We start from the raw sequence: 25,188 nt of genomic DNA, 5'->3' as shown, positions 1-25,188 counted from the left end.
TGTGCTATGTTAGAACAAGCCAGTAAAGGGCGTAAAATCAACCGTACACGTATACGTACATCGAGAAAGGAGGCGACATGGGGGTAATTGCTTGGTTGATCATTGGTGGCTTGGCTGGCTGGATTGCCGGCAACATCATGCGCGGCGGAGGGTTCGGCGTGCTGGGCAATATCGGCGTAGGGGTTGTCGGTGCTGTGCTGGGCGGCTTTCTGTTCAGCCTGTTGGGGCTTCAGGCCGGCGGCTTTATCGGCTCATTGGTGACCGCCGTGGTCGGCGCGGTCGTCCTGCTGTGGGTCATCAGCAAGGTCAAACAGAGCTAGCCTGAATTGATCAACACCGTTGTTCACTTGCCACAACCCGCGACGCCTGGCGTCGCGGGTTGTGTGTTTTGAAGCCGCTACCAGCCGCCCTGACCTTCCAGCAGGCTGCGCGTGTTATTGTTCAGCGCGAGCTTGAAGTCGGCGCTGCCCAGTACCATGGCGTCGCTCGAACGCACCACCCGGGCGCTGATATAGACATAGTCCTGGCCCTGCGCATAGGTGCCCATCAAGATGGAACGCGCATCGTGCTGGGCGCTCAAGCGCTGTACCGTGCGCGACAGGATCAGCTCGCCGACATTTTCCTCGATAAACAGGCTGTCGCGCATCTTGACCTCGCGCACCTGCATCCCCTGGCGCCCTAGCGCCGAGGCCATGATCTCCGAGCTGATGCGCCCCAGCGTCGAAGACTGGCTCAGATCATCGATGCTCACGAAGGTAGCGGCGATCATGGGGCTGTAGCGGGTGATATCAGGGTTGCCGGCCACCATCTGCTCGGCAGCGGTATGCGCAAGTTCGGACAGGTCGGGGTCGGGCTCGGCCTGTTGCGGGCTGTTGCCGAGGACGCTGCAGCCGGCAAGGCTGAGCGCGATGAAACCGGTGGCAAGCCATCTGGTGGCGGTAAGCGGGCGCGTCAAGTGTGCCCAGGCTGTCGACATCGCAGGCATGTGATTACCATTCATCCGTGATCGAGACCGTCGGCGTGGACGGCGGGCTGGGTACGCGGTCTGGGGCGTACTGGCGCCGGTCACCGCTATTGATATAGTAAATGTTCGACGAGGAATAGAGGATCTGCTCGCCGTCGATTATCTGGGTGGTGACGATGACCTCTTCATCGCCGGTGTGCGTCCAGCTACCGCTGGTCACGTCGGCGGCCACGGCGGCCGGGATGAGGCCCAGCGCCGGTTCAGCCCACTGATTGAGCGGAATCGTTGCGACGGCAATACCGCCCGCCAGGGCGGTGAAGGCGCCAGTCGGCGGGCGCACAAAGCCTCGGTCGCGGTGTTCGACCAGTTCGACGTCGACGTGAACCTCGGCGCTGCCGGGCTGCGGCTGGGTGGTCAGGTTTGCCCCGCGGGAGACCAGTTCGCTGGTCAGCAGAGTGCGAAAGCCACGGCCAAATTCGCCGCCGCTATAGGCATGGGTCGCGTCCTGCTCGGCATCGGGGATGTGCAGGTCGCGAAACCGGACGCGCTCGCGCTGGAGAATTTGCGTGGCTTCGTGACGCGCCAGGACATTCCAGTGGTGAGCGGCCTGCATGCGCTGCTGTTCGCTGTAGGGATAGGTGGTGGCAATGGGCGCCTGGGAGGTGTTGGCGTAAAAACAGCCACCCAACGTCAGGCTGGCCATGCCGATGATCAGCGGGCGAAACGCCCGTGAGGGACTCACAATAAAACGGGTGCGCACCGGGTTGGTTCCTTCTCGCTACGAAACGGCTTTTGATAGACTAGACAACGTTTATCAACGGCGCGCCAAGCCTGGCCGAACAGACGACGGCTCAGCGTCTCCAATGACGCGGGTTGACACGTTCAGACACGTATTAAAACCGATAACCGTAGGATTAGCGTGCCTTATTTGAATTAATCGGCCATGGGGTTCAAAACTTGAATGAGTAATTATACCGATGCTTGAAGATCACCGCAGCGCCCCGCGCCACGACTCGCTTCTGTCTCCTTACCGTGAGGACGACAGCGGCAGCGTCTGGATGGTGAGCTACATCGATATCATGACGTTGCTGGTGGCGTTGTTTGTGATCATCATCGCGGCGGCCGGAGCGACGAGCCCGGACTGGATGGCCTCGGACGACTCCCCCGAACCGCTGTTTGATGCGTCTCCTGCGCTCGAGGTGCCGCTGCCCGAGCCGCTGGCAAGCGCCCGCCATGAACGTCCCTCTTCGGCGGCCTGGCTGGGTGGTCAACTGCTGGCCAGCACGATCACGGCGGCCCAGGGCGTGGCCGGGTTGCAGAAAAGTACGTCGAGAGGCGTGCCGCCCTTGCTGGCCATGCCCGGCGACGAGGCCGAGCCGGCTGTCACTCCTTTGCCGACGTTGACCCTGCCCACACCATTGGTGCCTACTCAACAACCCGCCCTCCAGCGGCCACTGGCCGACTACATGGTGGTGCTGACCGACAAACCGCCCGCCAATGTTGAAACAGTCAGCCAGGAAGCCATCGACGGGGTGCTGGCGCTGGATGAACAGCTGGACAGCTCACCCTACCTGCCCGATCTGGAAGGGGTCGAGGTTTCCCGGGTTGAAGAGGGCATCAGCCTGAGGGTGCAGGATCAGCTGCTGTTTCCCTCCGCTGATGCGGGCTTGACCGACGATGGCAGCAACCTGATCGGGACGCTGCTCGAGACCATTCAGCGTTACGACGGTGAAGTCTGGGTGGAAGGCCATACCGACAGCCAGACCATCGATACTCCCGAGTACTCGTCGAACTGGGCGCTGTCCAGTGCCCGGGCGATTGCCATTGTCGAAGCGCTCGAAGAGGCCGGGGTGGCCACTCAGCGCTTACGCGCCGTGGGACTGGCCGCGACGCAACCGCTGGCGAACAACGATACCGCCGATGGTCGCGCACGTAATCGCCGCGTCGAGGTGGTCATTCATGTGGAATAAGCAAAGGCCCTTGTCAGTTGCCCATGCACAGGCATAAAAAAGCCCGCCGGGGGTGGCGGGCATAAAGGGCTTGGCTCACTGCAGCCCGCTGGCAGAGGGGGAGGGGTGTACAGGGTTGCCAGCGGGTACAATTTCAGTATAGCTATTTATTCAGCCCTGCCAAGTCCTGTCTTGGTTTTTTTGTAATAGATTGTAAAAAGCGCGTCGGCACCATGGCGGCGCAACCCGTGGTGGCGTGCGCCGCTGTAACGCACCAAAACGGTGCGCTGGCCTATGAGAACTGTATCAACGGGGCTGCCCCGGGCGATTTTCCACGATGCCCCTTTATGGTTATCAAGGTGTTATCGGCATTGGCACGCATTGTGCTAAGCAACCATGACGTTGTCATCGCGCCTGGCGGCGACAGCGTTTCCCGCTTAGCCGCTAGAGAGGCCGCGCCATGCTTGAACACGCCAGCGCTTCCGCGCCCCCCGCCGATCGAGCGGATACCTCAGCGCCGCCCCGCCTTGTGGTAACCGATCTGGACGGTTCGCTACTCGATCACCATCGCTATGACGCGGCCCCGGCCAAGGCATGGCTTGCCCGGCTAAAGCAGGCAAAAATCCCCGTGATTCCCGTGACCAGCAAAACCCGGGCTGAGTTACTGCCCTTGCGCGAGGCTCTGGGACTCACGACGACGCCGTTTGTTGCCGAAAATGGCGCTGTAATCGGCCTGCCCCCGGGGTGGTGTCATGCGCGTCTGGACCGGCCAGGCAATGGCCGCGACGGCATGGTGACCAAGCAGTCAGGCGTGGATATCGGCTTTATTCGCGCCCGCTTGCAGGTATGGCGCAAACGGCTCGATGCGCGCTTTACCACCATTAACGAGATGACCCTGGATGACCTGATGGGCCTGACCGGGCTTGAGGCCGCCGAGGCCAGTCGCGCGCGCCAGCGCGAGGGGAGCGAGCCGTTGCTGTGGCACGGCGACGAGGCGGCGCTGCAGACGTTCCGCCTGGCGCTGGAGGGTGATGGCCTGCAGCTTACCCGGGGTGGTCGCTTTTGCCACGTCATGGGCAGCGCCTCCGACAAGGGCAGTGCGGTGACCTGGTTGATCGGGCGCTTTCGCGCGCTGCGCGGGCGCGAACCGCTGTCTATGGGCCTGGGCGACGGCCCCAACGACGTAACTATGTTGAACGCGGTGAACCAGGCGGTCGTCATTCGCGGCCACCATGACCTGACGGTCGAGCCGACCAATCCTCACCTTTACCGAACCCGCGCTCCTGGCCCCGAGGGCTGGGTGGAAGGCATGGCCTACTGGTGGGGCGATGCGCTTACCCCGACTGACCCGCGTGATGCAAAGGAGGCAAACGCATGAGTGATTTCCATCAGAACGGCGTCATTACCGACTTTCATAACCTGACCCGCCGCCCCGTCGAGGCGCTGGAAAAGGAGCTATGCCAATTTGCCCGGCGGCGTCCTATGGGGTTGATCCTGCCTTCGCTATTCTCGGAGCTGGAAGGGCCGGCGCTCTCGGCCATCGTGGATGAGCTGGTCAAGGTGCCTTATCTGGGCGAGATCGTGATTGGCCTTGATCGAGCGGATCGCGAGCAGTTCTTGCACGCCCGGGCGTTTTTCTCGCGCCTGCCGCAGCACACGCGCATCCTCTGGAACGACGGCCCCCGGCTGCGTGCCCTGGACGCCGAACTGGAAGCGCACGGGCTAGGCGCGCTCGAGCCGGGAAAGGGGCGTAACGTCTGGTATTGCGCCGGCTATGTGCTGGCCTCGGCGCGCTCGTCGGTGGTGGGGTTGCACGACTGCGATATCCTCACCTACGACCGCGGGCTGCTGGCGCGTCTGATGTACCCGGTCGCCCATCCGCGTTTCAACTACAGCTTCTGCAAGGGCTATTACCCGCGCATTGCCCAGGGCCAACTCAACGGCCGTGTGTCGCGGCTGATGGTTACGCCGCTGCTGCGGGCGCTGAAGACCGTCTGCGGTCCGTTACCCTATCTCGATTACCTGGACAGCTTCCGCTACCCGCTGTCGGGCGAGTTTGCCATGCGCAGCGACGTGCTGGAGGGAATCCGTATTCCGGCTGATTGGGGGCTTGAGATTGGTGTTCTTTCGGAGCTGCAGCGTAACTACTCGCCCCGCCAGCTGTGCCAGGTGGATATTGCCGACGCCTACGATCACAAGCACCAGCCGGTGAGTGAAGATAACCCCGATGCCGGGTTGAACCGTATGAGCCTGGACATTGCCAAGGCGCTTTACCGCAAGCTGGCCACCCAGGGAGTGAGCTTCAGCAGTGAGGACTTTCGCACCCTCAAGGCAACCTACTACCGGCTGGCGCTGGACTTGATCGAGGCCTATGACCACGATGCGACCATGAACGGCCTGAGCCTTGATCGCCACTGCGAGGAACAGGCGGTGGAGCTGTTTGCCAGCAACCTGCTGGAAGCCGGCAACCTGTTCTTGGACAACCCCCGCGAGCGCCCCTTCATTCCCAGCTGGAACCGCGTGCAGGCTGCCGTACCCGACCTGCTCATGCGCATGCACGAAGCCGTGGAGCTGGATAATCAGGGAGATGTCTGACCCGAGCGGTCAGGCAGTATCGCCTGCGGGCGGGTGGCTAGCGGTTAATGCTGATCATAGGAGGGCAGCGCCTGCGCCGTTTCAAGCAGCTCGGCAATCATTAACGACGTTGTCGATGGGGAACGCTTAGCGGCTGAAATGCCCCTGAGGCGACGGTTGCGGCGTCTCAGGAGCAGCGCTGTTTATGAGCTATTTCAACCGGCGCGTGCGTGCGCCAGCGTGTCCAGCGCGCGTCGCGGGATGGTTTCGCCGGTTTGGCAGCTCAAACAGCGTAAAACGGCGCTGTTTTGGCCGGTTCCTTCAAGGCGGAAATGGCTTAAAAAGCCCGAGGTGGGTGACTCATAATTGCCGCAGTGGCGGCAAATGATGTCGACGCCGCGGACTTTGTAGTTGATGGTAATGTGCTGCACGCTGACCTCCTACCCGTGGGTGCTGTCGGGTCTAGTCGTGAACCGCTTGGTCGGCATTGCGCTGACGTATTGGCAAGCGGCGGAATATTAACCATAGGCCATTGTCACCATGTTGGCGGCCGAAATTAGCACCTTTTTACCCTTCGGGCACCTGGGATAGGCTGCTTGACGTGATTGCTTGAGTAGGTAGACTGGTCTACCTACTCAAGCTCGCCAAGTGAGGTGCCACGTTGCCTGCATTGTCCAGTCAAGCCACCGGGAACGCGCGTGATCGCCTGCTCGATGCGGCGTCCACGCTGTTCTATCGTGATGGCATTACGGCCACGGGCATCGATGCCATCGTCAAGCGTGCTGGGGTCGCCAAGAAAAGCCTGTACAACCACTTTGCCTCGAAGCGCGAGCTGGTGGCGGTTTATCTGGAGGCGCGTCACGCGGAATGGTTGGCGCTGTACGATGCGCGCCTGAGCGACGCGAGCACGCCCCGCGACAGGGTGATGGCGGTCTTTCTGGCCTATGAGGATCACGCGGCGTACGCCTACGAGCATGGTTTTCGCGGGTGTGGCCTGCTGAATGCGGCGGCCGAGCTACCCGCCGGTGATCCCGGCAGAGCAGTGGTCAGGGGGCACAAGGAACAGGTTGAGGCGCTGCTGGCCGCCCATCTCAGCGATTTGCTGGGCGGCCAGCAGCGGGCCACTGCGCTTGCCCATCAGCTGGCGTTTCTCCTTGAAGGCGCCATGGCCCGTGCGGGGCTGGAAGGGGGCAGCGACTGTCTGTATCAGGCGCGCCAGATGGCGGACGAACTGCTGGCGGCGTTATGAAGACTGCCCATGAACGTCGGCTGGGCATTGTCACGGTACTGATCGCCGCCATTCTGTGGGGAACCACCGGGACGGCGGCGACCTTTGCCCCACAGGTCAGTCCCGTGGCCATCGGGGCGGTGGCGATGGGCGGTGGGGGGCTGTTGCAGGCGCTGCTCTCCGCCGGACGGATCCGACGCCATGCGCGCCTGCTGCGTATCCAATGGTCGTATTTGCTGCTTGGGGCCTTGGCGGTCGCCATCTACCCGCTGGCGTTCTATGGCGCCATGCGGCTGGCAGGCGTGACCGTCGGCACGGTGGTCACGATCGGCTCGGCACCGCTGCTCTCGGCGCTGATTGAATATCGCCTGGACGGGCTACGGCTCACCAGACGCTGGATGACCGGGGCCGGGCTGGGGCTGGCCGGTATGCTCCTCCTGGGCCTGGCGGAGGGAAGCGGTGATGTGCCCACGGGGACGGAGTCCGGTCTTGTGCCGGGCATCCTGCTAGGCTTGCTGGCAGGCCTTACCTATGCGCTTTACTCGTGGACGGCGCGGCGGCTGATGCAGCAAGGCGTTGCCTCCCGCGCCGCCATGGGAGCGACCTTCGGCATTGGCGGTCTGCTGCTGATGCCGGTGCTGGTGGTGACTGGCGCGCCGTTGCTGGCCTCGTGGAGCAATGCGGCGGTAGGGGTGTACATGGCGCTGGTTCCCATGCTGCTGGGCTATCTTTGTTTTGGCTACGGGCTTGCGCGAATCACTGCCAGTACCGCCACCACCATCACGCTTTTCGAACCCGTAGTGGCGGCCTGTCTGGCGGTGGTGATCGTCGGCGAACGCCTGCCGGTAACAGGATGGGCCGGTATCGGGATGATATTGGCATGCCTGGTGTGTATCAGCGCACCCGCCAAGGCATCTAGGCAACGAGGCAGACAAGGCGGCGTTGCGTATCGGAAAGGGGCAGATGGCACCGTCGAGGAGCCGTAGAAAGGCATTGATTGCGCCATGGGTTACTTGAGCGGATGAACGTCGAGAGCCGTGCGCGACTGCGCTCGGTCGATCATGTTGCGAGATACGCGAATTTTTTTCGGCTTTTATATCCTGGGTTAGATAAACAAGGGACGCTAAAGCGCATGGTGGGCACATAGCGCAATGGAAGTGCTATCAGGGAAGACCAAGCAGGATGCTTGATGGACGCATGGAGGCACGAACAGGACGTTCGTGAGGATTGTTCAAGGAGGACCTGATGAAACCCCGGCCAGTGACGGCCGGGGTTTTTTTACGTGCCGGTCAAGAAGCGGCGGGCTTGTCGGCGTCGTCGGCCTCGTCGTCGGGCTTCTCGCTGCCCTGATGACCAAGCGGTTTTGCCTGATCAAGACGCGGGTGGTTATCGAGAAACTCGCGTTTCAGGTCGGGTATCGCGTCCAGCGCCTGCAGCGTGTGGGTCAACGCATGGATGGCGGCGAGCACGTCCTGGGTGTTGCCGGTTTCCGAAATCGTATGCATGTTGCGGATCGGGAAACCAATCGAGGTGGCGGCGCTGTCCACCGAGGCGAGCACCCCGGCCATGCCGTCGGTACCCGTATCGACACCCACCATATCCCGCTGCATGGGGATGTCATTGGCCTTGGCTGCCTGGGCGATCACGCGGTTCAACTGCTCGCTGGCAATCGAGCCAACGGCCATGGTGAAGCCTTTACCCATCTCGAGGGGCTGCATGCGCTTGTCGCCAATGCCGGGTGCCGCCACGTAGTCGTGGTTCACATCCACGCCGATCAGTGCGTCGGGCTTCAGCTCGCCGGCCATCACGCGGCTGCCGAAACGGCCGATTTCTTCATAGCTGGCAATGGCAAACAGCACGCGCACCTGCTCGGTACCGCCGGCCTCGGCGATCTGCTTGGCGACCTCGGCGGCCACGAAACAGCCCAGGCCGTTATCCAGGTAAGCGCCGTAGAAGGTGTTGGGGCTGAAGCCGGGGCGGATAGGGCGATCAAAAATGATCGAATCGCCAGGCCGCACACCCAGGTTCAGTACCTGCTGCTTCTTGTTCTCGCCGTGGATCTGCAGGTCCAGATAGATCTGTTCCTTCTTGATGCCTTTGCTGCCGTCGCGCATGGCGGGGTCGGAAAAGTGAATGGCGCCCAGCGCTTCCACAGTGCCGCCTTCAATGCAGCGGTAGCTGCCCGGGGCGTCCGGATCTTCGCTGAACAGCTTCACTTCATGGCCGATCAGGACGGTCGGCAGGAAAGAGTCGGTATTGATCCAGATCTTGCCGTCTTCGCCAATGGAGCGCACCTGCATGCGGATCTTATCCGCATGGCCGATGATCATGACCTTGAACATGTCGTCGCGGCCGGGATGCGTGTCGAGCACGACCCCCGCATTGCCGCGGAACTGGTGCAAGTGCCAGTCGCTCGGGGCGAAGCTTTCAAAATAGGGTTTCAGCACGCCGTAGGTCATTGCGCCTTCCAACCCCACGGGGCTGGGGGCGGCCAGGATGTCGTGCATCAGTTTGAACTGCGCATCGGGCATCGGTTGCGTCCAGGGGGTGGCGCTATCGCTCATAAGGCAATCTCCAGTCGTGGGTGATCAACGTGACTAGTTTGCCAGATTATGACGGCAAACGCTTAGCCAACTAGCGACGTTTAGACGATGCCAGCCAACGTTAATTCCGCCTATGATGGCTTTAGTGAAACCGCATATAACTCCACGCCACGACGAGGACGTGTCCATGACCACCGTTAGCCTTCGTTCGCAGCGCTTCAAGGTGCTGCTGGCGGGCGTATTCAGTCAGTTGCTGTGTATCGGGGTGGCGCGCTTTGCCTATACGCCGCTACTGCCCGTCATGCAGCAGCAAAGCTGGATAGGCGACGCCGATGGCGGCTGGCTGGCAGCGCTGAACTACGCCGGCTATATGGTCGGCGCTCTGCTGGCAGCGACCGTGCGCAGCATCCATGTCAAGGATACCCTGTATCGACTGTGTCTGGTGCTGGCGGTGCTCACCACGGCCGGCATGGCATTGACCGAGCATTTCTGGCTGTGGGCGGGGCTGCGCTTTTTGGCGGGCTTTTCAAGCAGCGGGGCGATGCTGCTGGCGTCGGGACTGATCATGCACTGGCTGATGCAGCATCGCCAGCGCGTTGAGCTGGGCATTCATTTCGCCGGGTTGGGCCTTGGCATTGTGCTCGCCGCTGTGGCGGTGGAGGCGATGCTAGCGCTGTCGATGAACTGGGAGGCGCAGTGGTGGGGATTCAGTCTTCTTGCGGTTGGGCTGTTGGTGCCCGCCTGGCGCTGGCTGCCGCGACCAACGCCTGCCGTGCCCGGTGCCTCCGGGAGCGAAGCCCCCGCCGCCACACCGCCTACCCGTACCTTCATGCGTTGGATGCTCGCGGCCTATTTTTGCGCCGGCTATGGCTATGTGATCAGCGCTACCTTTATCGTCACGATCGTCGAGCGGGAGCCGCTGCTGGCCGGTGCCGGCAACTGGACCTTTGCGCTGGTGGGGCTGGCCGCGGCCCCGGCGGTGATGCTCTGGGATCTGGTCGCGCGGCGGATCGGCTACCTGGGCGCCTTGATCGTGGCCATGGGGCTGCAGGTCATCGGCATCGTCCTGCCGACGGTGACCACGAGCCTTGCCGCCGTGTTGTTCAGCGCGGTGCTTTATGGCGGTACCTTCCTTGGCTGTGTCAGCCTGGTGCTGACCATGGCGGGGCGGTTGTATCCCGCCAGCCCGGCACGGCTGATGGGCAAAATGACCCTGGCCTACGGCAGCGCGCAGATCATCGCCCCGGCGCTTACCGGCATGCTCGCGGAGGCGACCGGTCACTACAGCGTCGGCCTCTGGCTGGCCGGTGGTTTTGTAGCCCTGGGGGCGCTGTTGCTCGCCTGGCTGCGGCGCGTCGACCAGACCGCGCAGCGTCTCGACGCCGACGCCAAAGCGGCGATTTACGCCACCTGATCGACGAGGACGCGCCACGATTTCTTGGGCATTCGTGGCAAAATCCTCTAGGATATGCGCTTTTTTCCAACAGGGTAGCGGGTCATGGCGTCTTCTGAGCAACCTCGTATTCAATGGCTTGGCCGCTGGGGCTTTATGCTGGCCGCCACGGGCTCGGCCGTTGGGCTGGGCAATATCTGGAAGTTTCCCTATATCACCGGGGAGTTTGGCGGCGGTGCCTTCGTGCTGGTCTACCTCGCCTGTATTCTGGCGGTGGGCGTGCCGGTGATGATGACCGAAATTGCCTTCGGGCGGCGCGGCCTCGGCAGCCCGGTGGACGCCATTCGCCGAGTGGTCAGGGAGTCCGGCCGCTCCTCGGCGTGGTCGTTGATTGGCTGGATGGCGATGCTCTGCGGCTTCATGATCCTGTCGTTTTACGTGGTCGTGGCGGGCTGGTCGTTTGCCTATCTTTGGAAGATGCTCTCCGGCGGGCTGGCGGGTAGCAGCGTGGGCGATATGGCCGCGGTGTTCGAAGCCAACAATGCCAACCCCTGGAACCTCGGCTTCTGGAGCACCCTGGTGACGCTTTTGACCATGCTGATTGTCGGCAAGGGCGTGCAGGAAGGCATCGAAAAGAGCGTCAGTTGGATGATGCCGGGACTGGTGCTGATGCTCGCGCTGCTGATCGCCTTCGGGGTCTTCTCGGGCGGTTTTGCTCAGGCGTTCCGCTTCCTGTTTTCCTTCGATGCGGGCAGCCTCTCCAGCGAGGGCATGCTGGCCGCCCTGGGGCATGCGTTTTTCACCCTGTCGTTGGCGTCCGGGGCGATTCTTACCTACGGCAGCTACCTGCCCAAAGGCACCTCGATCGCCCGCACTACGCTGAGCGTGGCCATCGCCGATACGGTAGTCGCGTTAATGGCCGGCTTGGCGATCTTTCCGGTGATTTTTGCTAACGGTATGGATCCTGCCGAAGGGCCGGGGCTCATCTTCATGAGCCTGCCGCTGGCTTTCCAGGCGATGCCGTTTGGCACCCTGTTCGGCACGCTGTTCTTCCTGATGCTGTCCATGGCCGCGCTCACCTCGGCGATTTCGATGGTCGAGGCAACGGTGTCCTGGCTGTGCGATAACCACGGTATGTCGCGCAAGGCGGCGGCATGGGGCACCGGTATCGTGCTGTGGCTGATCAGTACCCTGGCGATGCTGTCGTTCAACCTGGGTGCCGAGTGGACCCTGGCCGACAAGAACGTCTTTGGTTGGCTCGACTACCTGACCTCGCGCCTGATGATGCCGCTGGGTGGCTTGGGCATGGTGGTGCTGGCCGGCTTTGTGCTGAACAGCCACACCTTCCGCGATGAGCTGGGGCTTTCGCCCTTGCCCTATGCGCTCTGGCTGACCATGGTGCGCTACGTCAGTCCGCTGGGTATCCTGGTGATTTTTGTCGATGCCCTGGGGCTTTATCGCGTGGCGTTTGCGGCCCACTGGCCCTGGCTGCTGGCGATCCTGGTCGCCATGGTGGCGCTGGGTGAAACCCTAAGCCCGCGGCTGCGTCCCGCGCTGCAGGCTCGCTGAGCGCTGCTGGCGCCTGGCTCTGGCGTCGGCAATGGCGCCGGGATGGGTGCCGGCCTCCATCAACTCATCCCAGCGCGTGGTAAAACGGTTGGAGCGATGGGCGCAGCGCAGCTGCCAGGGGGCGTCGTCATCGGTCATGCCAAAGCGGATAGTGCCTTGCCCCATGCGCTGGTTGATGGCGTCCACCGTGGCCATCAACCGCGGATAGTGGTGGGCCGGGGCATTCAGCAACGATAGCTGGTGCTGTTGGGCATCGACCAGGTCGAGCAGCATCACGCCCGCCTTCATGAACCGATAGCGGGGGCGGTATATCTGTTCGAGGCCCTGGCGCACGGCGTCGAGAATCACCCGCGTATCGTCGCTGGGCGTGGGCAACGGGATCAGCGCGTGGGGGAAGTACTGTGGCTGATCACGGCGGTGGCGATTGGTGTTCAAAAACAGCATCACCGATCGGGCCAAACTGTGCTGCTGGCGAAGCTTTTCGGCGCTGCGCTGGGCATGGCGGCGCAGCGCAGCATGGATCTCGGTTTTTACCCCGGTGGGCTGACCGAACGAGCGCGATGTCATGATGCGCTGGCGGGGCTGGTCGAGGGTGTTCATGTGCAGGCAGGACGTGCCGCGCAGCTCAAGCGCGGTGCGCGCCAGCACCACCGAAAAGCGCTTGCGCAGCTGCTTGGTATCGCTTTCGCGCAGGTCCCAGGCACTATAAATGCCGCCAATGGCGAGCCGTTCGGCCAGCCGCCGGCCCACGCCCCAGACCTCGCTGACCGGCGTTTGCGCCAGTAGCGTCTTGGTCGTCGCATCCTGTCCGTTGAGCAGACAGACGCCCTGGAAATGCGGCTGTTGCTTGGCGGCGTGGTTGGCAAGTTTGGCCAGCGTATGCGTCGTGGCCAGCCCAACGCATACCGGCAGTCCCAAGCAGCGGTAAATGCGCTGGCGCAGCGTTTCGCCCAGGGCATGGCACTGGCGCTCGCTCAGCCCGTCCAGATAGATGAACATTTCATCGATGGAATAGGGGGCGATGTCTGGGCAGGCGTCGCGCAGCAGCTGGGCAAGCCGGGCCGACATGTCGCCATACAGTTCGTAGTTGGACGACAGCAGGTGAATAGCGCCGCGCTGACGCAGCCCCTCGAGTTTGAAGGCGGGGGTGCCCATGGGGATGTCCAGCGCTTTCATCTCGGCCGAGCGGGCAATCACGCAGCCATCGTTGTTGGACATCACGCCCACGGCCTTGCCTTCCAGGTGGGGCTGAAAGACGCGCTCGCAGCTGACGTAGAAGTTGTTGGCGTCGACCAGCCCGATCATGGTCGTCATCTCAGCGCAGGTATTCGTGAACGACCGCGCGCACAACGCCCCATACCTGGCAGTCGGTGTCTTCCAGGGGGAGCGGCGGATAGTGGGGGTGGGCCGAGCACAGGTGCGGGGTGCCACGATGCAGGGCGTAGCGCTTGATCAGCACTTCGTCGTTGAACATGGCGACCAGGATATGGCCCAGGCGTGGCGCAACGCTGCGATCCACGACCAGCAGGTCGCCGTCAAAGATCCCCCAGCCTTCCATGCTGTCGCCGGTCGCGGACAGGTAAAAGGTATGGGTCGGGTTCTTGATCAGGCGCACGTTGAGGTCCAGCGTACGCGGTTCGTAATCCTGGGCGGGAGAGGGGAAGCCGCTAATCCCCGCGCGGCCGTGCAGCGGCGGAAATGGCAGCGGCTGCGACATCAACGGCAAGGCGGGCGCGACCGGCGATAGGGGCTGAATCATTGTCGGCATCCTCACGGCTTGAAATATGTATTTATATACAGTATTCAGCCGGAGGGGCTAAATTGCAAGCGCCGGGTGCCTTGAAGCGCCGCTGTGAAGGGCTATCTCGCCAGCCAGAGGCCCACCACAATGGCGCTGGTAACGGCGATAAAAAAGACCCAGTTGCGCGCACGGGTATCACGGTGGGGTTTCATAAAAGCCTCATCAAAAGCAGAAGGGTAACGTCGGCAGGCGTGGGTAATTTTCTACAGGCCCATCAGGCTGGCATGGTACCGTTTGTGATTTATGCCGTCACCCGGCCGCGCGCAAAGCGGCTGGCTTGTTTAGGATACGTTTGATGATGCACCCCTCTTCAGCAGTTCACGTCCCCCAGCCGCTTGCCCTTGCCGAGGGGCGCCTGGCGGCCCTGAGCTGGGGGCGTGACGATGCCCCCGTGTGGCTGGCGCTGCACGGCTGGCTGGATAATGCGGCAAGCTTTACGCGCCTGGCGCCCTTGCTTTCGGACGCGTTGGATATCCGCATTGTGGCGATCGATTTTCGTGGCCACGGGCATTCGGCGCATGCCCCGGTGGGCAGCGATTATGCCCTGTGGGACTATTGCCACGATGTCCTGGATGCCATGGAGGATCTGGCCATAGAGCGGGTCGCGTTGCTTGGCCATTCCATGGGCGCGGCGGTGGCCTGCCTGCTGGCCGCCGCCATGCCGGCGCGGGTTGCGCGGTTGACCCTGCTGGATGGTCTGGGCGCGCTGAATACGCCCGCCAACGAAACGGCCGGCCAGCTACGCAAGGGGCTGATGGCCCACCGACGGCCGCTCTCCCAGGCGCCGCGCTACCCCGACCTGGCCAGTGCCGTGGCCGCGCGCGTGGCGGGCGGCGTCACCCCGCTGGATACGCCCACGGCGACCCCGCTGGTGGAGCGCAACGTCGCGCCAACGGCCGACGGACACGTCCAAATGCGCACCGACAGTCGGCTGCTGAAGCCGTCCCTGGTGCGTTTTACCCCGGCGCAGGTGTTGGCGTTACTGGCGGATATTCAGGCCCCGGTGCTATTGATAGAAGGAGAGCAGGGCATTCTGGGCGAGCGAGACTGGGCGGACAACGCTCGCCAGGCGGTGCCGCAGTTGACCCGTCATGTCGTGGCGGGCGGCCATCACCTGCATCTTGAGCCTGAGGCCGTGGCACAGGTCGCCCAGGTGATCACGGCGCATGAGCTTGCAACGCCTGACCCCGCAGAAGGACGTGCGCGATGAACGAACTGACAAACGCCAATGAACAGAGCGGCAATAAGGTAGCCCTGGTGCTGGGCAGCGGCGGGGCCCGGGGCTATGCGCATATCGGCGTGATCGAAGCGCTCGAGGCGCGGGGCTTGGAGATTATTTCCATCGCCGGGTGCTCCATGGGCGCACTGATCGGCGGGATCTACGCGTCGGGCAAGCTGCCGGAATACCGCGAATGGGTGTGCAATCTGGACTACCTGGACGTACTCAGGTTGGTGGACGTGACCTGGAGCCCGATGGGCGCCATGCGCGCCAGCAAGGTCATGAACAAGCTCGAAGGGCTGGTGGGTGATATGCTGATCGAAGACCTGCCGATCCCAGTGACCACCGTAGCGACCGACCTGGTGCGCCAGCGCGAGGTATGGTTTCAGAACGGCCCGCTGCTGCGCGCGATTCGCGCCTCGATCGCGGTGCCCGGCGTGATCACTCCCGTGCATGTCGGCGATCAGGTGCTGGTTGACGGCGGCTTGCTGAATCCGTTGCCTATCATGCCGACACTCGCGGCCCATGAAGCCGATTTTGTCGTGGCGGTTAACGTGACCGCGCATAGCCCCCAGCCGATCAGCCTGGAAGCGTTGTTGCCCGATGAGCCGGAGGACGATAACCGCACGGCGCTTGAGCTTGAGCGTGATGAAAACATTGGCGGCTGGATGGCCGATGTGCGCGAGGCGACGAAGCGGCTTTGGGATGGGCTGGGCAGCAGCGACGAGCAGGAGGCCAGCGACGAAACGCCAGAAATGCGCGGCAAGCGCGAGTGGGGCAAGCTGGACATGATTCTCGAATCGTTCGATATCACCCAGGCAGCGCTCGCCAAGTACAAAATTGCCGGTTATCCGCCGGATGTGCTGATCGAAGTTCCCAAGACGGTCTGCAGCACCTACGAGTTCCACCGCGCGAAGGATCTGATCCGGCTGGGCCGACATCTGGCCGATGAGGCCCTGGAGCGCAGAATGCCGAATATTGCCTCGGACGCGGCAGGGTAGCTGGCAGCTACTGTCCGCGCTTGCGCAGCAGGATATATACCGCGCCGGTACCGCCGTCGAGCTCGGTGGCGGAACAGAACGCCAGAACCCCCGGCCATTCCCGCAGCCAGGCGTTGGTATGGCTTTTCAGCACCGGGAAGTCGGCCGTCGCGCCCCAGGCTTTGCCATGTACCACCAGCACGCAGCGTAGCCCCTGGGACGTGGCGTCGCGCAGAAAGCTTTCCAGCTCGGCGCGGGCCTCTTCCAGGGTGTAGCCGTGCAGGTCGAGGCCTGCCTGCCACGCCGTCTGGCCGCGTTTCAGCTGGCTGAAGGTGCGCCACGGCAGATCGGCGACGCTAAATTCCAGGTATTCGGAAGGGCGAACCGCCTCGACCCGGCCATCGGAGGTGCGGCCGCTGGTCGTCAAGGTGCTGGCTTCCACTGCCGCCTGGCGGCGTACATGGTGGGCATCGTCGTTGCGTCTGGGCTTGCCGGGGTCGGCCTGATTGGAGGCAATACGGCGCACGCCTGCGGCTTTCAGCGCTTGGCGGAACGCGCTGATATCGTCGTCGTCGGGCAGGTGGCGGCGTCGTGTCATGACAGGCTCAGATAGCAAAGGGGCAATGAAGGTCGCAAGCGCACAGTATAGCGAGCTGAGCGTTGCTGTGAACCGGGCGGCGTCAAAGGTACAATCTTTTCTTTCGCCATGCCATGCCCGCTATTGTCAGGGGATGGAGACCTCAGTTGATCAGGAGCCGATGTGACCACGCATCTCAACGCCGACACCTCACACTCCGCTCTCTCCCTGCCGGATTCGGCACTGGTGAGCGAGCTCTTTAGCTTACGCGACTACCTGCGCTGGGCGTCCAGCGAGTTCTATCTGGCGGGGCTGTATTACGGCCACGGTACCGAGTCGGCCTGGGATGAAGCCGTGGCGCTTTGCCTGGGAGCGCTGCATCTACCCTGGAACATTGACCCCGGCGTGCAGGATGCGCGCCTGCTGCCGATGGAGCGCGAGCGCATTGTGGCGCTCACCCGTGAACGCATCACCACCCGCCGCCCGCTGCCTTATCTGCTGGGCGAGGCGTTCTTTGCCGGCTACCCGTTCAACGTTGATGAGCGCGTGCTGATCCCGCGCTCGCCGATGGCCGAGCTTATCGAGGATGGCTTTGCCGCGTGGTTCCCCGAAGAGCCGCCGGCCAGGGTACTGGATCTATGCGCCGGCTCGGGCTGCATCGGCATTGCCACCGCGCTGTACCTGCCCACTTGCGAGGTCGCCCTGGCCGATATCAGTCAGGACGCGCTGGCGGTGGCGCGCCAGAACATCACCCGTCACGACGTCGGCGAGCGCGTACGCGCGCTGGAAGCCAATGTGTTCGACGGGCTTGCGGGCCAGCGTTTTGACCTGATCGTCTCCAATCCGCCTTACGTGGATGCCCGGGACCTTGCCACCATGCCCGCCGAGTTCCGCCACGAACCGTCACTGGCGCTGGGCGCGGGCAACGACGGACTGGACATCGTGCGGCGCATTCTGCGCCAGGCGCGCGAGCACCTGACCGACGAGGGGTGGTTGATTGTAGAAGTCGGCAACTCAGACTGCCACCTGGAGACCGCCTTTCCCGAGGTGCCCTTCATGTGGCTTGAATTCGAGCGTGGCGGCCAGGGCGTGTTTGCCTTGAGCGCCGCTGAACTCGACGCCCATGCGGCGTCTTTTGCATGAGGAATTAACGCCCATGTCAGGCAATACATTTGGCAAGCTGTTTACCGTGACCACCTTTGGCGAAAGCCACGGCCAGGCGCTCGGCGCGATCATTGACGGCTGCCCGCCGGGGCTGCCCCTGTGCGAAGCGGATCTGCAGCGTGATCTCGACCGTCGGCGCCCCGGCAGCTCGCGGCATACCACCCAGCGCAAGGAGCCGGATCAGGTCAAGATCCTGTCGGGGGTCTTCGAAGGCAAGACCACCGGCACCTCGATCGGTCTGTTGATCGAGAATACCGATCAGCGCTCGAAAGACTATTCAAAGATCAAAGATCAGTTTCGTCCGGCCCACGCCGACTACACCTACCACCATAAGTATGGGCACCGCGATTACCGCGGCGGTGGGCGCTCGAGCGCCCGGGAAACGGCGGTACGCGTCGCGGCAGGCGCCATTGCCAAGCAGTACCTGGCCGCACAGGGCGTTCAGGTGCGCGGCTACATGAGCCAGCTGGGGCCGATCAAGATTGATTTCGGCTCCTGGGAGGCCGTCGAGGAGAACGCGTTTTTCTGCCCCGACCCTGCCAAGGTCTCTGAGCTCGAGGACTACATGGATCAGCTGCGCCGCGATCAGGACTCCGTCGGGGCAGAAATCACCGTGATCGCCGACGGTGTGCCGGTCGGACTCGGCGAGCCGGTATTCGATCGCCTGGATGCTGATCTGGCGCATGGTTTGATGAGCATCAATGCGGTAAAAGGGGTGGAGATTGGCGCGGGGTTTGGCTGTGTTGCCCAGCGCGGCAGCGAACACCGTGACGAGATGACTCCCGAGGGCTTTCTCTCCAATCACGCCGGAGGCGTGCTGGGCGGCATTTCCAGCGGCCAGCCGGTGGTGGCGCGCCTGGCGCTGAAGCCGACCTCGAGCATCACCACGCCCGGGCGTTCGATCGACGTTCACGGCGAGGCGGTCGAGGTCGTCACCAAGGGGCGTCATGACCCCTGCGTGGGGATTCGGGCAACGCCGATCGCCGAAGCGATGATGGCCATGACGCTGCTCGATCACTGGTTGCGCCAGCGCGGGCAGAATGGTTCGGTAAGCGTTGATACGCCGCGCTTAACACAACGTTAACGTCACGGTGTACTTGGCATATCGCTGCTACACTCATGGAAGTTGGTTGAGGAGTTGTCCATGAAGATTAACGTTGAGTTTGATCTCACCCCCGATGAGTTCCGCCAGGCGCTGGGGCTGCCGGACGTGGAAGCGTTCCAGCAGAATCTGCTTGAGAACATCCAGCGGCAAATGGAGTCCGGTGTTGAAGGGTATGACCCCATGAGCCTGATGCGCCCCTACCTGCAGCAGCCCATGATGCAGCAGGGGCTTTCACAGGGGTTATCTAATTTCGGCACCTATCAGCAGATGATGCTGGACATGCTCAAGCAGGCCGGCAACACCAGCAGCAACGCCTCGGAAGAGGAAACGCCGAAAAGCAGCAGTAGCACCTCAAGCGACGCGTCGAGCAGCAAGAGTCGCCCCGCAGATGCATCGGCCTCTTCCCGTTCGCGGACGAAGCGGAAAGCCGAGTAGTGGGGCAAAAGGGGCGACCAGCGTGGCTGGGTCGTGACCATGGGTGTGGTTGCAAAGCACCTCGTCAATCACTACTCTTTTTGCAGTGCAGCAATTTACGTTTATGTGAGTCGCCCAAGGCTCATGCCAAGGAACGAAAACAGGAGCAGAGACCATGCAAGATAAAATGATGGACGCCTTCAACGCCCAGACACGCCAGATGTTCGAGCCCATGCGCAAGATCAACTCGCTGATGCTCAACAACATGGAAAAAATGACCCAGTACCAGCTGGAAGCGATGAAGCGCTACAGCCAGATGGGCACCGAACGCATCCGTAGCGCCACCGACGTGGAAGACGCTGAAAGCCTGCGCGACTTCGGGGCGCAGCAGGCAGCGATGATGAACGAGCTGTCCCAGCAGATGCAGGAAGACGCGCGCGTGATGAGCGAGATGAGCCTCGAGTTCAAAGCGGAAATGGAAAAGCTGTTTGGCGAAGCGGGCAAGCAGATGGCCGACCAGGCCAGCTCCGCCGCGAAAGGTGAACAGCCCGCCAAGGCGAGCAGCCAGTCATCGCGCAAGAGCTAATACCCCTTTAATCGCGGCGCCCCAAGGGGCGCCGCGCCTCATTTGAGCCCTTGATTACCTGCCATCGTACAGGCTGCGCAAGCGTTGCCGCGCCGGTAAAGGAGAACGAAGATGTCAGCAGAATGGGAATTACCGCCCCATGGCCTTTCTCAAGAAGAGCTGGACGCGTGGAACGCGAAGCTGAAAGATATTGGTGAGCAGTATCAGGGGCTCATGCAGGATCTGTTGTCGCGTATTGCGCCGAGCGAAGCGGCTGACTCGATTCATAGTGACATGCGGGAAAGCTTCGAGGCTGGCGCGCAGGCGCTGATGCAGAACCCGGCGCTGCTATGGCAGACCCAGTCGCGCCTGCTGCAGGATCAGTGGCTTTTGTGGCAGCAGGGTATGCGGGCCATGGCCGGCGAAGAAGTGGCGCCACTGGTAATGCCCGATAAAGGCGACCGGCGCTTCAAGGATGACGCCTGGACCCAGGAACCGCATTTCATGGCCATCATGCAGCAGTACCTGCTGTTTTCGCAGATGGTGGATGAGCTGGTGGACAGCCTGAGCGGGATGGACGAGACCCATCAGCGCAACCTGGCCTTTTATGCCCGCCAGGTGGTCAACGCCATGTCGCCGACCAACTTTGTCTCGACGAATCCTGAAGTCATGCGCCGCACCCTGGAAACCAAGGGGCAGAATCTGGTCGAGGGGCTCGAGCGCTTGCGCGAAGACCTGGCCAATTCCGCCGAGGGTATCAATGTCCGCATGACCGACCGCAGCGCCTTTAAAATAGGCGATAACATTGCCGCCACCCCAGGGGCCGTGGTGTACGAAAACGAGCTGATGCAGCTGATCCAGTACACGCCAACCACCGAAAAGACCTACAAGACGCCGCTGCTGGTCGTGCCGCCGTGGATCAACAAGTACTACGTGCTTGACCTTCGTCAGGACAACTCGATGATGAAGTGGCTGGTCGATCAGGGGCATAGCGTGTTCCTGATTTCCTGGCGTAATCCTGGCCCGGAGCAGCATGACATTACCTGGGCCGACTATATGCAGATGGGGCCGATTGCTGCCATGGAGGCCATCGAGAAGGCCTGCGGCGAGAAGTCGGTCAACCTGTTGAGCTATTGCGTCGGCGGCACGCTGACGGCGTCGACCGTGGCCTACCTGACCAGCACCCGGCGTGGTCGCAAGGTGAAGTCGGTCACCTACATGGCAACGCTTCAGGACTTCCGTGATCCCGGCGATATCGGCGTGTTCCTCAACGAGCGCGTGGTCGAGGGCCTGGAAGACACCATGCAGACGAAGGGGTATCTGGACGGCCGCTCGATGGCCTACACCTTCAACCTGCTGCGCGAAAACGACCTGTTCTGGTCGTTCTATATCAATAATTACCTGAAAGGCGAAACGCCGCCAGCGTTTGATCTGCTCTACTGGAACACCGACGGCACCAACCTGCCCGCCGGCACCCATGCCTGGTACCTGCGCCACATGTACCTGGAAAACAAGCTGGTAGAGCCCGGCGGTATCGAGCTAGACGGGGTGAAGATTGATCTAAGAAAAGTGTCGACGCCGAGCTACTTCGTCTCGACCAAGGAAGATCACATTGCCAAGTGGAACAGCACCTATTACGGCGCCTTGCTGCCCAAGGGGCCGTCTACCTTTGTGCTGGGGGGCTCCGGGCATATTGCCGGAATCGTCAACCCGCCCCACAAGCAGAAGTATGGCTACTGGACCAACGGCGAGCTGCCGGACAGCCACGAGGCTTGGCTGGAAGGGGCAACGTTCAACGAAGGCTCCTGGTGGCCCCACTGGCACGCCTGGATCACCGAGAACGGCTATGCCGACCCGGATCCGAAAAAGATGGTCGCGGCGCGTACGCCGGGTGAAGGCGAGCTTGAGGTGATCGAGCCGGCCCCCGGGCGCTATGTCAAAACCACGATTCCAGAGGTGCTGGGCGAAATACCTGATGTTTCCTGAGTAGTTCATCGGGTACGCCTATGTAATCAAGCGTCCTGCCCATCGGCAGGACGTTTTGCATTGGGGCCGGCGGACACGATGTCGCAGACGGGTTGCACAAAGCCAGGATCCGGCTATGGTAGCGATGCTTCAATAAGGCATGTTGTCACCATGCAGGATGTCGTGGGTGATTTATAATGGTCGACCGGTAAAGCGGCGTTAACGCCGCTTCCTTGAATGGAGAAATATCATGGCAAGTAACCTTTTTACGACGTCTCGGCGTTGGGCAGGCGGTCTTCTGGTGGCGTTATTAACCACCGGTTATGTCTACGGGCAGGATCTACAGGTAAGCGACGCACGGGCGAGCCTGCTGCCTGGCGAGCAGCCGGGGGCCGGGTATTTTGAGCTTTACAACGCGGGCGACAAGGCCGTCGTGCTGGTTGGCGCAGACAGCGATGCCTTTGAAACCGTCGAGCTGCATGTCAGCGCAGAACAGGACGGCATGGCGCACATGCACGCGGTTGAGCAGGTCGAGATTGCTCCAGGCGAGCGCTTTGCGTTTGCGCCCAAGGGGCATCACCTGATGCTGATCGGCCGCGAGAAAGCGCTGTCGGTGGGGGATGAGGTGGACGTGCAGCTTGAGTTCGCCGATAACCAGCGTCTCTCGGTCACGTTCGATGTAGTGTCTCCAGTATCGCTTTAAGCGCCTTCAGGCAGGATGTGTGTCATGTATAAAGGTTTGTTGGTGGCGCTTGCGTCCCTCTGGCTAGCCGGCTGCGTCGATACCAACTGGCGCACGGCAGAAACCCACGAGATCATGCCGCCGCTGGATTTCTCGCTGGTCGATGAAAACGGTCAGGCGGTAGAGGCCGAGGATTATGCCGGCAAGGTGACGCTGGTCTACTTCGGCTATACCTTCTGCCCGGATGTGTGCCCGATTACGCTGGCGAGGCTGGCGGGCACCTTGAATCGGCTCGACGACGACGTACGCGACGATATCCAGGTGCTGTTCATTACCGTCGACCCCGCGCGGGATACCCCCGAGGTTGTCAAACGCTATACCGGCGCATTTGGCGACGAATTTGTGGGCATTACCGGTGAACGTTCAGAGATCGATGCGCTGACCAATCGCATGCGGGTCACCTACGAGTACGAAACGCCCAATAAGCGCGGCGACTATATCGTTAACCACACAAGCGCGGTGTTTGCGTTCGATCGCGAGGGGGAGGCCCGGTTTCTGATCCGCGACAGCCATCCGATCACAGACGCCGTGGCCGATATCAACCAGCTCGTCACGGAAAGCTAGGTTACTGGCAGGCAACGGAGAGGCTGCAGCGCGACTGATAGCGCGGCGACGAGATATCCAGGATGACGTCGTCGCTTTGCGTATCGTACATGAACGAGGCGTAGCCGCGTTCCGACGAGGCGGTGCGGTACAGTCCGCAAATGGTGTAGCCGTATTGCACTTTCTGCAGCTTGGCAAGCTCGATCTCACTGGAGGTATCGAGGGTTTGCGACAGGGCGCGCTGAATATCATCGTCGACATGGCTGTCGGATAATGCCTGACCGCCAAAGATGACGCCGCCAAGCAATAATGCCAGAACAAGCGGGAGCGCGATGAGTAACAGGAAGGGGCGAGATGACAGCATGGCAATACCTATAGCAGCGTTATCGACCCCCGGCCGCATACCGACCGGGGAGCCTAGTTTACCGGCGGCGAGTCTGCGGCACACCCACCAGTACCATGAGTGCGGCTAAAAGCCACACCGGCCAGCTGCCCATGCGGGTAAACGGCGTTAAGCCTTCCATAGCGTAGAACTCGCCGGTCAGCGACGTGGTTTCAAACTGCGGTGCGCGCTCGACGATAGCGCCCTGGGCGTCGATGATCGCGGTAATGCCGTTGCTGGTGGCACGCACCACGTAACGGCCGTTTTCCAGCGCCCTGAGCCTTGCCATCTGCAGGTGCTGGTGGGGCCCGATCGAGGCGCCAAACCAGGTGTCGTTGGACAGCGTCATCAGCACGTCGCTGTCCTTGGCGCGGCTGGCCACCAGCTGCGGATAGATGATTTCGTAGCAGATGGCATTGCCAATGCGCACCCCGGCTGCCTGCATGGGGGCTTGATCCGCTTCGCCTTTGGCAAAGCTCGACATGGGCAGGTTAAAGAAGTCGATGGCGCCGCGCAGCACACTCTCCAGCGGCAGGTACTCACCAAACGGCACCAGGTGCTCTTTTTGATAGCTGCCCTCGACATCGCCCACCCCCACCACGCTGTTGAAGTAGCGATTGTCCATATCGCGCTGAACCACACCCGTCACCAGCGCCGTGTCGGTGGGTAAATGGCTTTGCACCCGCTCAAGCACTGGGCGCGCCTGGGTTTCTATCATCGGCAGGGCGGTTTCCGGCCAGACGATCAGATCAGCCTCGTCGGCGACGTCGCGGGTCAGGTCGCTGTAGATGTTGGCGGCGTTGCGCTGGCCTTCGGGCGTCCATTTCTCAAGCTGGGGAAGATTGCCCTGCAGCAGGGCTACCCGGGTGGGGGTGTCGACCGGCGTGGTCCACTGCGCGGGTAGCGCCAGTGGCACCAGCCAGATGGCGGCCAGCGGTGCCAGCGTCCACCATTGGCGGCGCAGCAGCAGCGTTGCGCCCAGCGCCCCGCTCAGCGCGACCAGCAGAGACAGCAGATACACGCCGCCAAGCGGCGCCCAGCCGGCCAGCGGTGAGTCCACATAGCCCGAGCCGAGCAATAGCCAGGGAAAACCGGTGAAGAGATAGGTGCGCAGCACTTCGCCCAACACCCAGGCGCCGGCGAAGGTGACCAGCGCCAGCCGTGGGCCGGTAAAGCGCCGGTAAAGCCATAGCGTGCCAGCAAAGAACAGCGCCAGGATGCAGACAAACAGGGCGGTAAGAAACAGCGCGAGCGGCACGCCGGTATAGCCGTAGTCGTGAATCGATACGTAGACCCAGGAGGCGCCGGTGCCGAAGAGCGCTATCCCGTAGCACCAGCCCTTGAGCGCGGCCTGGGCCGGCGTCAATTGATGAAGGCCTGCAAACATCAGGCCGGCGGCTACCGGCCCAAGCCACCAAAGCTCAAACGGTGAGGCGGTCAGCGTAGTGAAACCGCCGGCCACCAAGGCGGCGACGAGCTGCTGAAACACGGCGGGAAGGCTTCCCATGGCG

At 62.3% G+C, this 25,188-nt stretch carries 26 protein-coding genes; 17 read left to right on the top strand and 9 right to left on the bottom strand.

What is annotated here, in order from left to right; all coding sequences use genetic code 11:
• Positions 1 to 77: 77 nt before the first annotated feature.
• Complete coding sequence (locus QC815_RS12210; protein ID WP_230446421.1) at positions 78 to 320, top strand: GlsB/YeaQ/YmgE family stress response membrane protein; 243 nt, start codon at positions 78 to 80, stop codon at positions 318 to 320.
• A gap of 77 nt (positions 321 to 397) precedes the next feature.
• On the opposite strand, the gene QC815_RS12205 is transcribed toward QC815_RS12210, so the two are convergent.
• Together QC815_RS12205 and QC815_RS12200 are read right to left on the bottom strand one after the other, a co-directional pair.
• Complete coding sequence (locus QC815_RS12205; RefSeq protein ID WP_230446422.1) at positions 398 to 985, bottom strand: FlgO family outer membrane protein; 588 nt, start codon at positions 983 to 985, stop codon at positions 398 to 400.
• A 4-nt stretch (positions 986 to 989) separates the two neighbouring features.
• Positions 990 to 1,724 (bottom strand): hypothetical protein, encoded by a 735-nt coding sequence (locus tag QC815_RS12200; protein ID WP_230446423.1) that lies wholly within the window; start codon positions 1,722 to 1,724, stop codon positions 990 to 992.
• A 217-nt stretch (positions 1,725 to 1,941) separates the two neighbouring features.
• On the opposite strand from QC815_RS12200, the gene QC815_RS12195 reads away from it, so the two are divergent.
• The 3 genes from QC815_RS12195 to QC815_RS12185 all read left to right on the top strand — a co-directional run bounded on the left by QC815_RS12195 (position 1,942) and on the right by QC815_RS12185 (position 5,508).
• Complete coding sequence (locus QC815_RS12195; protein WP_230446424.1) at positions 1,942 to 2,934, top strand: OmpA family protein; 993 nt, start codon at positions 1,942 to 1,944, stop codon at positions 2,932 to 2,934.
• A gap of 439 nt (positions 2,935 to 3,373) precedes the next feature.
• A complete protein-coding gene (locus QC815_RS12190) occupies positions 3,374 to 4,291 on the top strand; it encodes an HAD-IIB family hydrolase (RefSeq protein ID WP_230446425.1) in 918 nt (305 codons plus the stop codon).
• Positions 4,288 to 5,508, top strand: coding sequence for a glycosyltransferase family protein (locus tag QC815_RS12185; protein WP_230446426.1), 1,221 nt, complete (start codon positions 4,288 to 4,290; stop codon positions 5,506 to 5,508). The genes QC815_RS12190 and QC815_RS12185 overlap by 4 nt, the downstream gene beginning before the upstream one ends.
• 194 nt (positions 5,509 to 5,702) lie before the next feature.
• On the opposite strand, the gene QC815_RS12180 is transcribed toward QC815_RS12185, so the two are convergent.
• Entirely contained in the window at positions 5,703 to 5,918 is a 216-nt protein-coding gene (locus QC815_RS12180; RefSeq protein WP_230446427.1) for a hypothetical protein, read from the bottom strand.
• Between the two features lie 230 nt (positions 5,919 to 6,148).
• Here QC815_RS12180 and QC815_RS12175 point away from each other — a divergent pair, with 230 nt between their 5' ends.
• Entirely contained in the window at positions 6,149 to 6,736 is a 588-nt protein-coding gene (locus tag QC815_RS12175) for a TetR/AcrR family transcriptional regulator (RefSeq protein ID WP_230446428.1), read from the top strand.
• Positions 6,733 to 7,701, top strand: coding sequence for a DMT family transporter (locus QC815_RS12170; protein WP_230446429.1), 969 nt, complete (start codon positions 6,733 to 6,735; stop codon positions 7,699 to 7,701). The genes QC815_RS12175 and QC815_RS12170 overlap by 4 nt, the downstream gene beginning before the upstream one ends.
• 303 nt (positions 7,702 to 8,004) lie before the next feature.
• Here the strand turns inward: QC815_RS12170 and QC815_RS12165 are convergent, their stop codons facing one another.
• Positions 8,005 to 9,279: a M20/M25/M40 family metallo-hydrolase gene (locus tag QC815_RS12165; RefSeq protein WP_230446430.1), complete on the bottom strand. Its 1,275-nt coding sequence runs from the start codon at positions 9,277 to 9,279 to the stop codon at positions 8,005 to 8,007.
• Between the two features lie 166 nt (positions 9,280 to 9,445).
• Here QC815_RS12165 and QC815_RS12160 point away from each other — a divergent pair, with 166 nt between their 5' ends.
• Positions 9,446 to 10,672, top strand: a complete 1,227-nt coding sequence (locus QC815_RS12160) for a YbfB/YjiJ family MFS transporter (protein ID WP_230446431.1) — start codon at positions 9,446 to 9,448, stop codon at positions 10,670 to 10,672.
• Positions 10,673 to 10,756: 84 nt separating this feature from the next.
• Entirely contained in the window at positions 10,757 to 12,220 is a 1,464-nt protein-coding gene (locus QC815_RS12155; RefSeq protein WP_230446432.1) for a sodium-dependent transporter, read from the top strand.
• On the opposite strand, the gene QC815_RS12150 is transcribed toward QC815_RS12155, so the two are convergent.
• Together QC815_RS12150 and QC815_RS12145 are read right to left on the bottom strand one after the other, a co-directional pair.
• Positions 12,182 to 13,525, bottom strand: coding sequence for a Y-family DNA polymerase (locus tag QC815_RS12150; RefSeq protein ID WP_230446469.1), 1,344 nt, complete (start codon positions 13,523 to 13,525; stop codon positions 12,182 to 12,184). The two genes, QC815_RS12155 and QC815_RS12150, sit on opposite strands and share 39 nt — an antisense overlap.
• 10 nt (positions 13,526 to 13,535) lie before the next feature.
• Positions 13,536 to 13,979 carry a LexA family protein gene (locus QC815_RS12145; RefSeq protein WP_422828718.1) on the bottom strand — a complete coding sequence of 148 codons (444 nt, stop codon included), beginning with the start codon at positions 13,977 to 13,979 and terminating at the stop codon, positions 13,536 to 13,538.
• A gap of 337 nt (positions 13,980 to 14,316) precedes the next feature.
• On the opposite strand from QC815_RS12145, the gene QC815_RS12140 reads away from it, so the two are divergent.
• Both QC815_RS12140 and QC815_RS12135 read left to right on the top strand, forming a co-directional pair.
• The gene (locus QC815_RS12140) at positions 14,317 to 15,231 is read left to right on the top strand and encodes an alpha/beta fold hydrolase (RefSeq protein ID WP_310539974.1); all 915 of its coding nucleotides are present in this window, start codon (positions 14,317 to 14,319) and stop codon (positions 15,229 to 15,231) included.
• Entirely contained in the window at positions 15,228 to 16,241 is a 1,014-nt protein-coding gene (locus QC815_RS12135) for a patatin-like phospholipase family protein (RefSeq protein WP_230446435.1), read from the top strand. The genes QC815_RS12140 and QC815_RS12135 overlap by 4 nt, the downstream gene beginning before the upstream one ends.
• A gap of 7 nt (positions 16,242 to 16,248) precedes the next feature.
• Here QC815_RS12135 and QC815_RS12130 read toward each other — a convergent pair whose 3' ends face one another.
• Complete coding sequence (locus QC815_RS12130; protein WP_310539971.1) at positions 16,249 to 16,818, bottom strand: Smr/MutS family protein; 570 nt, start codon at positions 16,816 to 16,818, stop codon at positions 16,249 to 16,251.
• A gap of 162 nt (positions 16,819 to 16,980) precedes the next feature.
• On the opposite strand from QC815_RS12130, the gene prmB reads away from it, so the two are divergent.
• From prmB to QC815_RS12095, 7 genes are all read left to right on the top strand, one after another.
• Positions 16,981 to 17,940, top strand: coding sequence for a 50S ribosomal protein L3 N(5)-glutamine methyltransferase (prmB, locus tag QC815_RS12125; RefSeq protein WP_230446437.1), 960 nt, complete (start codon positions 16,981 to 16,983; stop codon positions 17,938 to 17,940).
• Between the two features lie 13 nt (positions 17,941 to 17,953).
• Positions 17,954 to 19,045, top strand: a complete 1,092-nt coding sequence (gene aroC, locus QC815_RS12120) for a chorismate synthase (protein ID WP_230446438.1) — start codon at positions 17,954 to 17,956, stop codon at positions 19,043 to 19,045.
• Between the two features lie 60 nt (positions 19,046 to 19,105).
• The gene (locus QC815_RS12115) at positions 19,106 to 19,501 is read left to right on the top strand and encodes a hypothetical protein (protein ID WP_230446439.1); all 396 of its coding nucleotides are present in this window, start codon (positions 19,106 to 19,108) and stop codon (positions 19,499 to 19,501) included.
• 154 nt (positions 19,502 to 19,655) lie between these two features.
• Positions 19,656 to 20,066: a phasin family protein gene (locus QC815_RS12110; RefSeq protein ID WP_230446440.1), complete on the top strand. Its 411-nt coding sequence runs from the start codon at positions 19,656 to 19,658 to the stop codon at positions 20,064 to 20,066.
• A gap of 111 nt (positions 20,067 to 20,177) precedes the next feature.
• Positions 20,178 to 22,031: a class I poly(R)-hydroxyalkanoic acid synthase gene (phaC, locus tag QC815_RS12105; protein WP_230446441.1), complete on the top strand. Its 1,854-nt coding sequence runs from the start codon at positions 20,178 to 20,180 to the stop codon at positions 22,029 to 22,031.
• 229 nt (positions 22,032 to 22,260) lie between these two features.
• Positions 22,261 to 22,713 (top strand): copper chaperone PCu(A)C, encoded by a 453-nt coding sequence (locus tag QC815_RS12100; RefSeq protein WP_310539967.1) that lies wholly within the window; start codon positions 22,261 to 22,263, stop codon positions 22,711 to 22,713.
• 24 nt (positions 22,714 to 22,737) lie between these two features.
• On the top strand, positions 22,738 to 23,316 hold the full coding sequence (locus QC815_RS12095; protein WP_230446443.1) for an SCO family protein: 579 nt from the start codon (positions 22,738 to 22,740) through the stop codon (positions 23,314 to 23,316).
• Between the two features lies 1 nt (position 23,317).
• Here the strand turns inward: QC815_RS12095 and QC815_RS12090 are convergent, their stop codons facing one another.
• Entirely contained in the window at positions 23,318 to 23,659 is a 342-nt protein-coding gene (locus tag QC815_RS12090; protein ID WP_230446444.1) for a hypothetical protein, read from the bottom strand.
• Positions 23,660 to 23,717: 58 nt separating this feature from the next.
• Positions 23,718 to 25,184, bottom strand: coding sequence for an apolipoprotein N-acyltransferase (gene lnt / locus QC815_RS12085; protein ID WP_310539965.1), 1,467 nt, complete (start codon positions 25,182 to 25,184; stop codon positions 23,718 to 23,720).
• Positions 25,185 to 25,188 lie beyond the last annotated feature (4 nt).

It is taken from the genome of Vreelandella gomseomensis, from assembly GCF_031451645.1.
Lineage (GTDB): Bacteria > Pseudomonadota > Gammaproteobacteria > Pseudomonadales > Halomonadaceae > Vreelandella > Vreelandella gomseomensis.
This window is presented reverse-complemented; position numbering and strand designations above follow the sequence as displayed.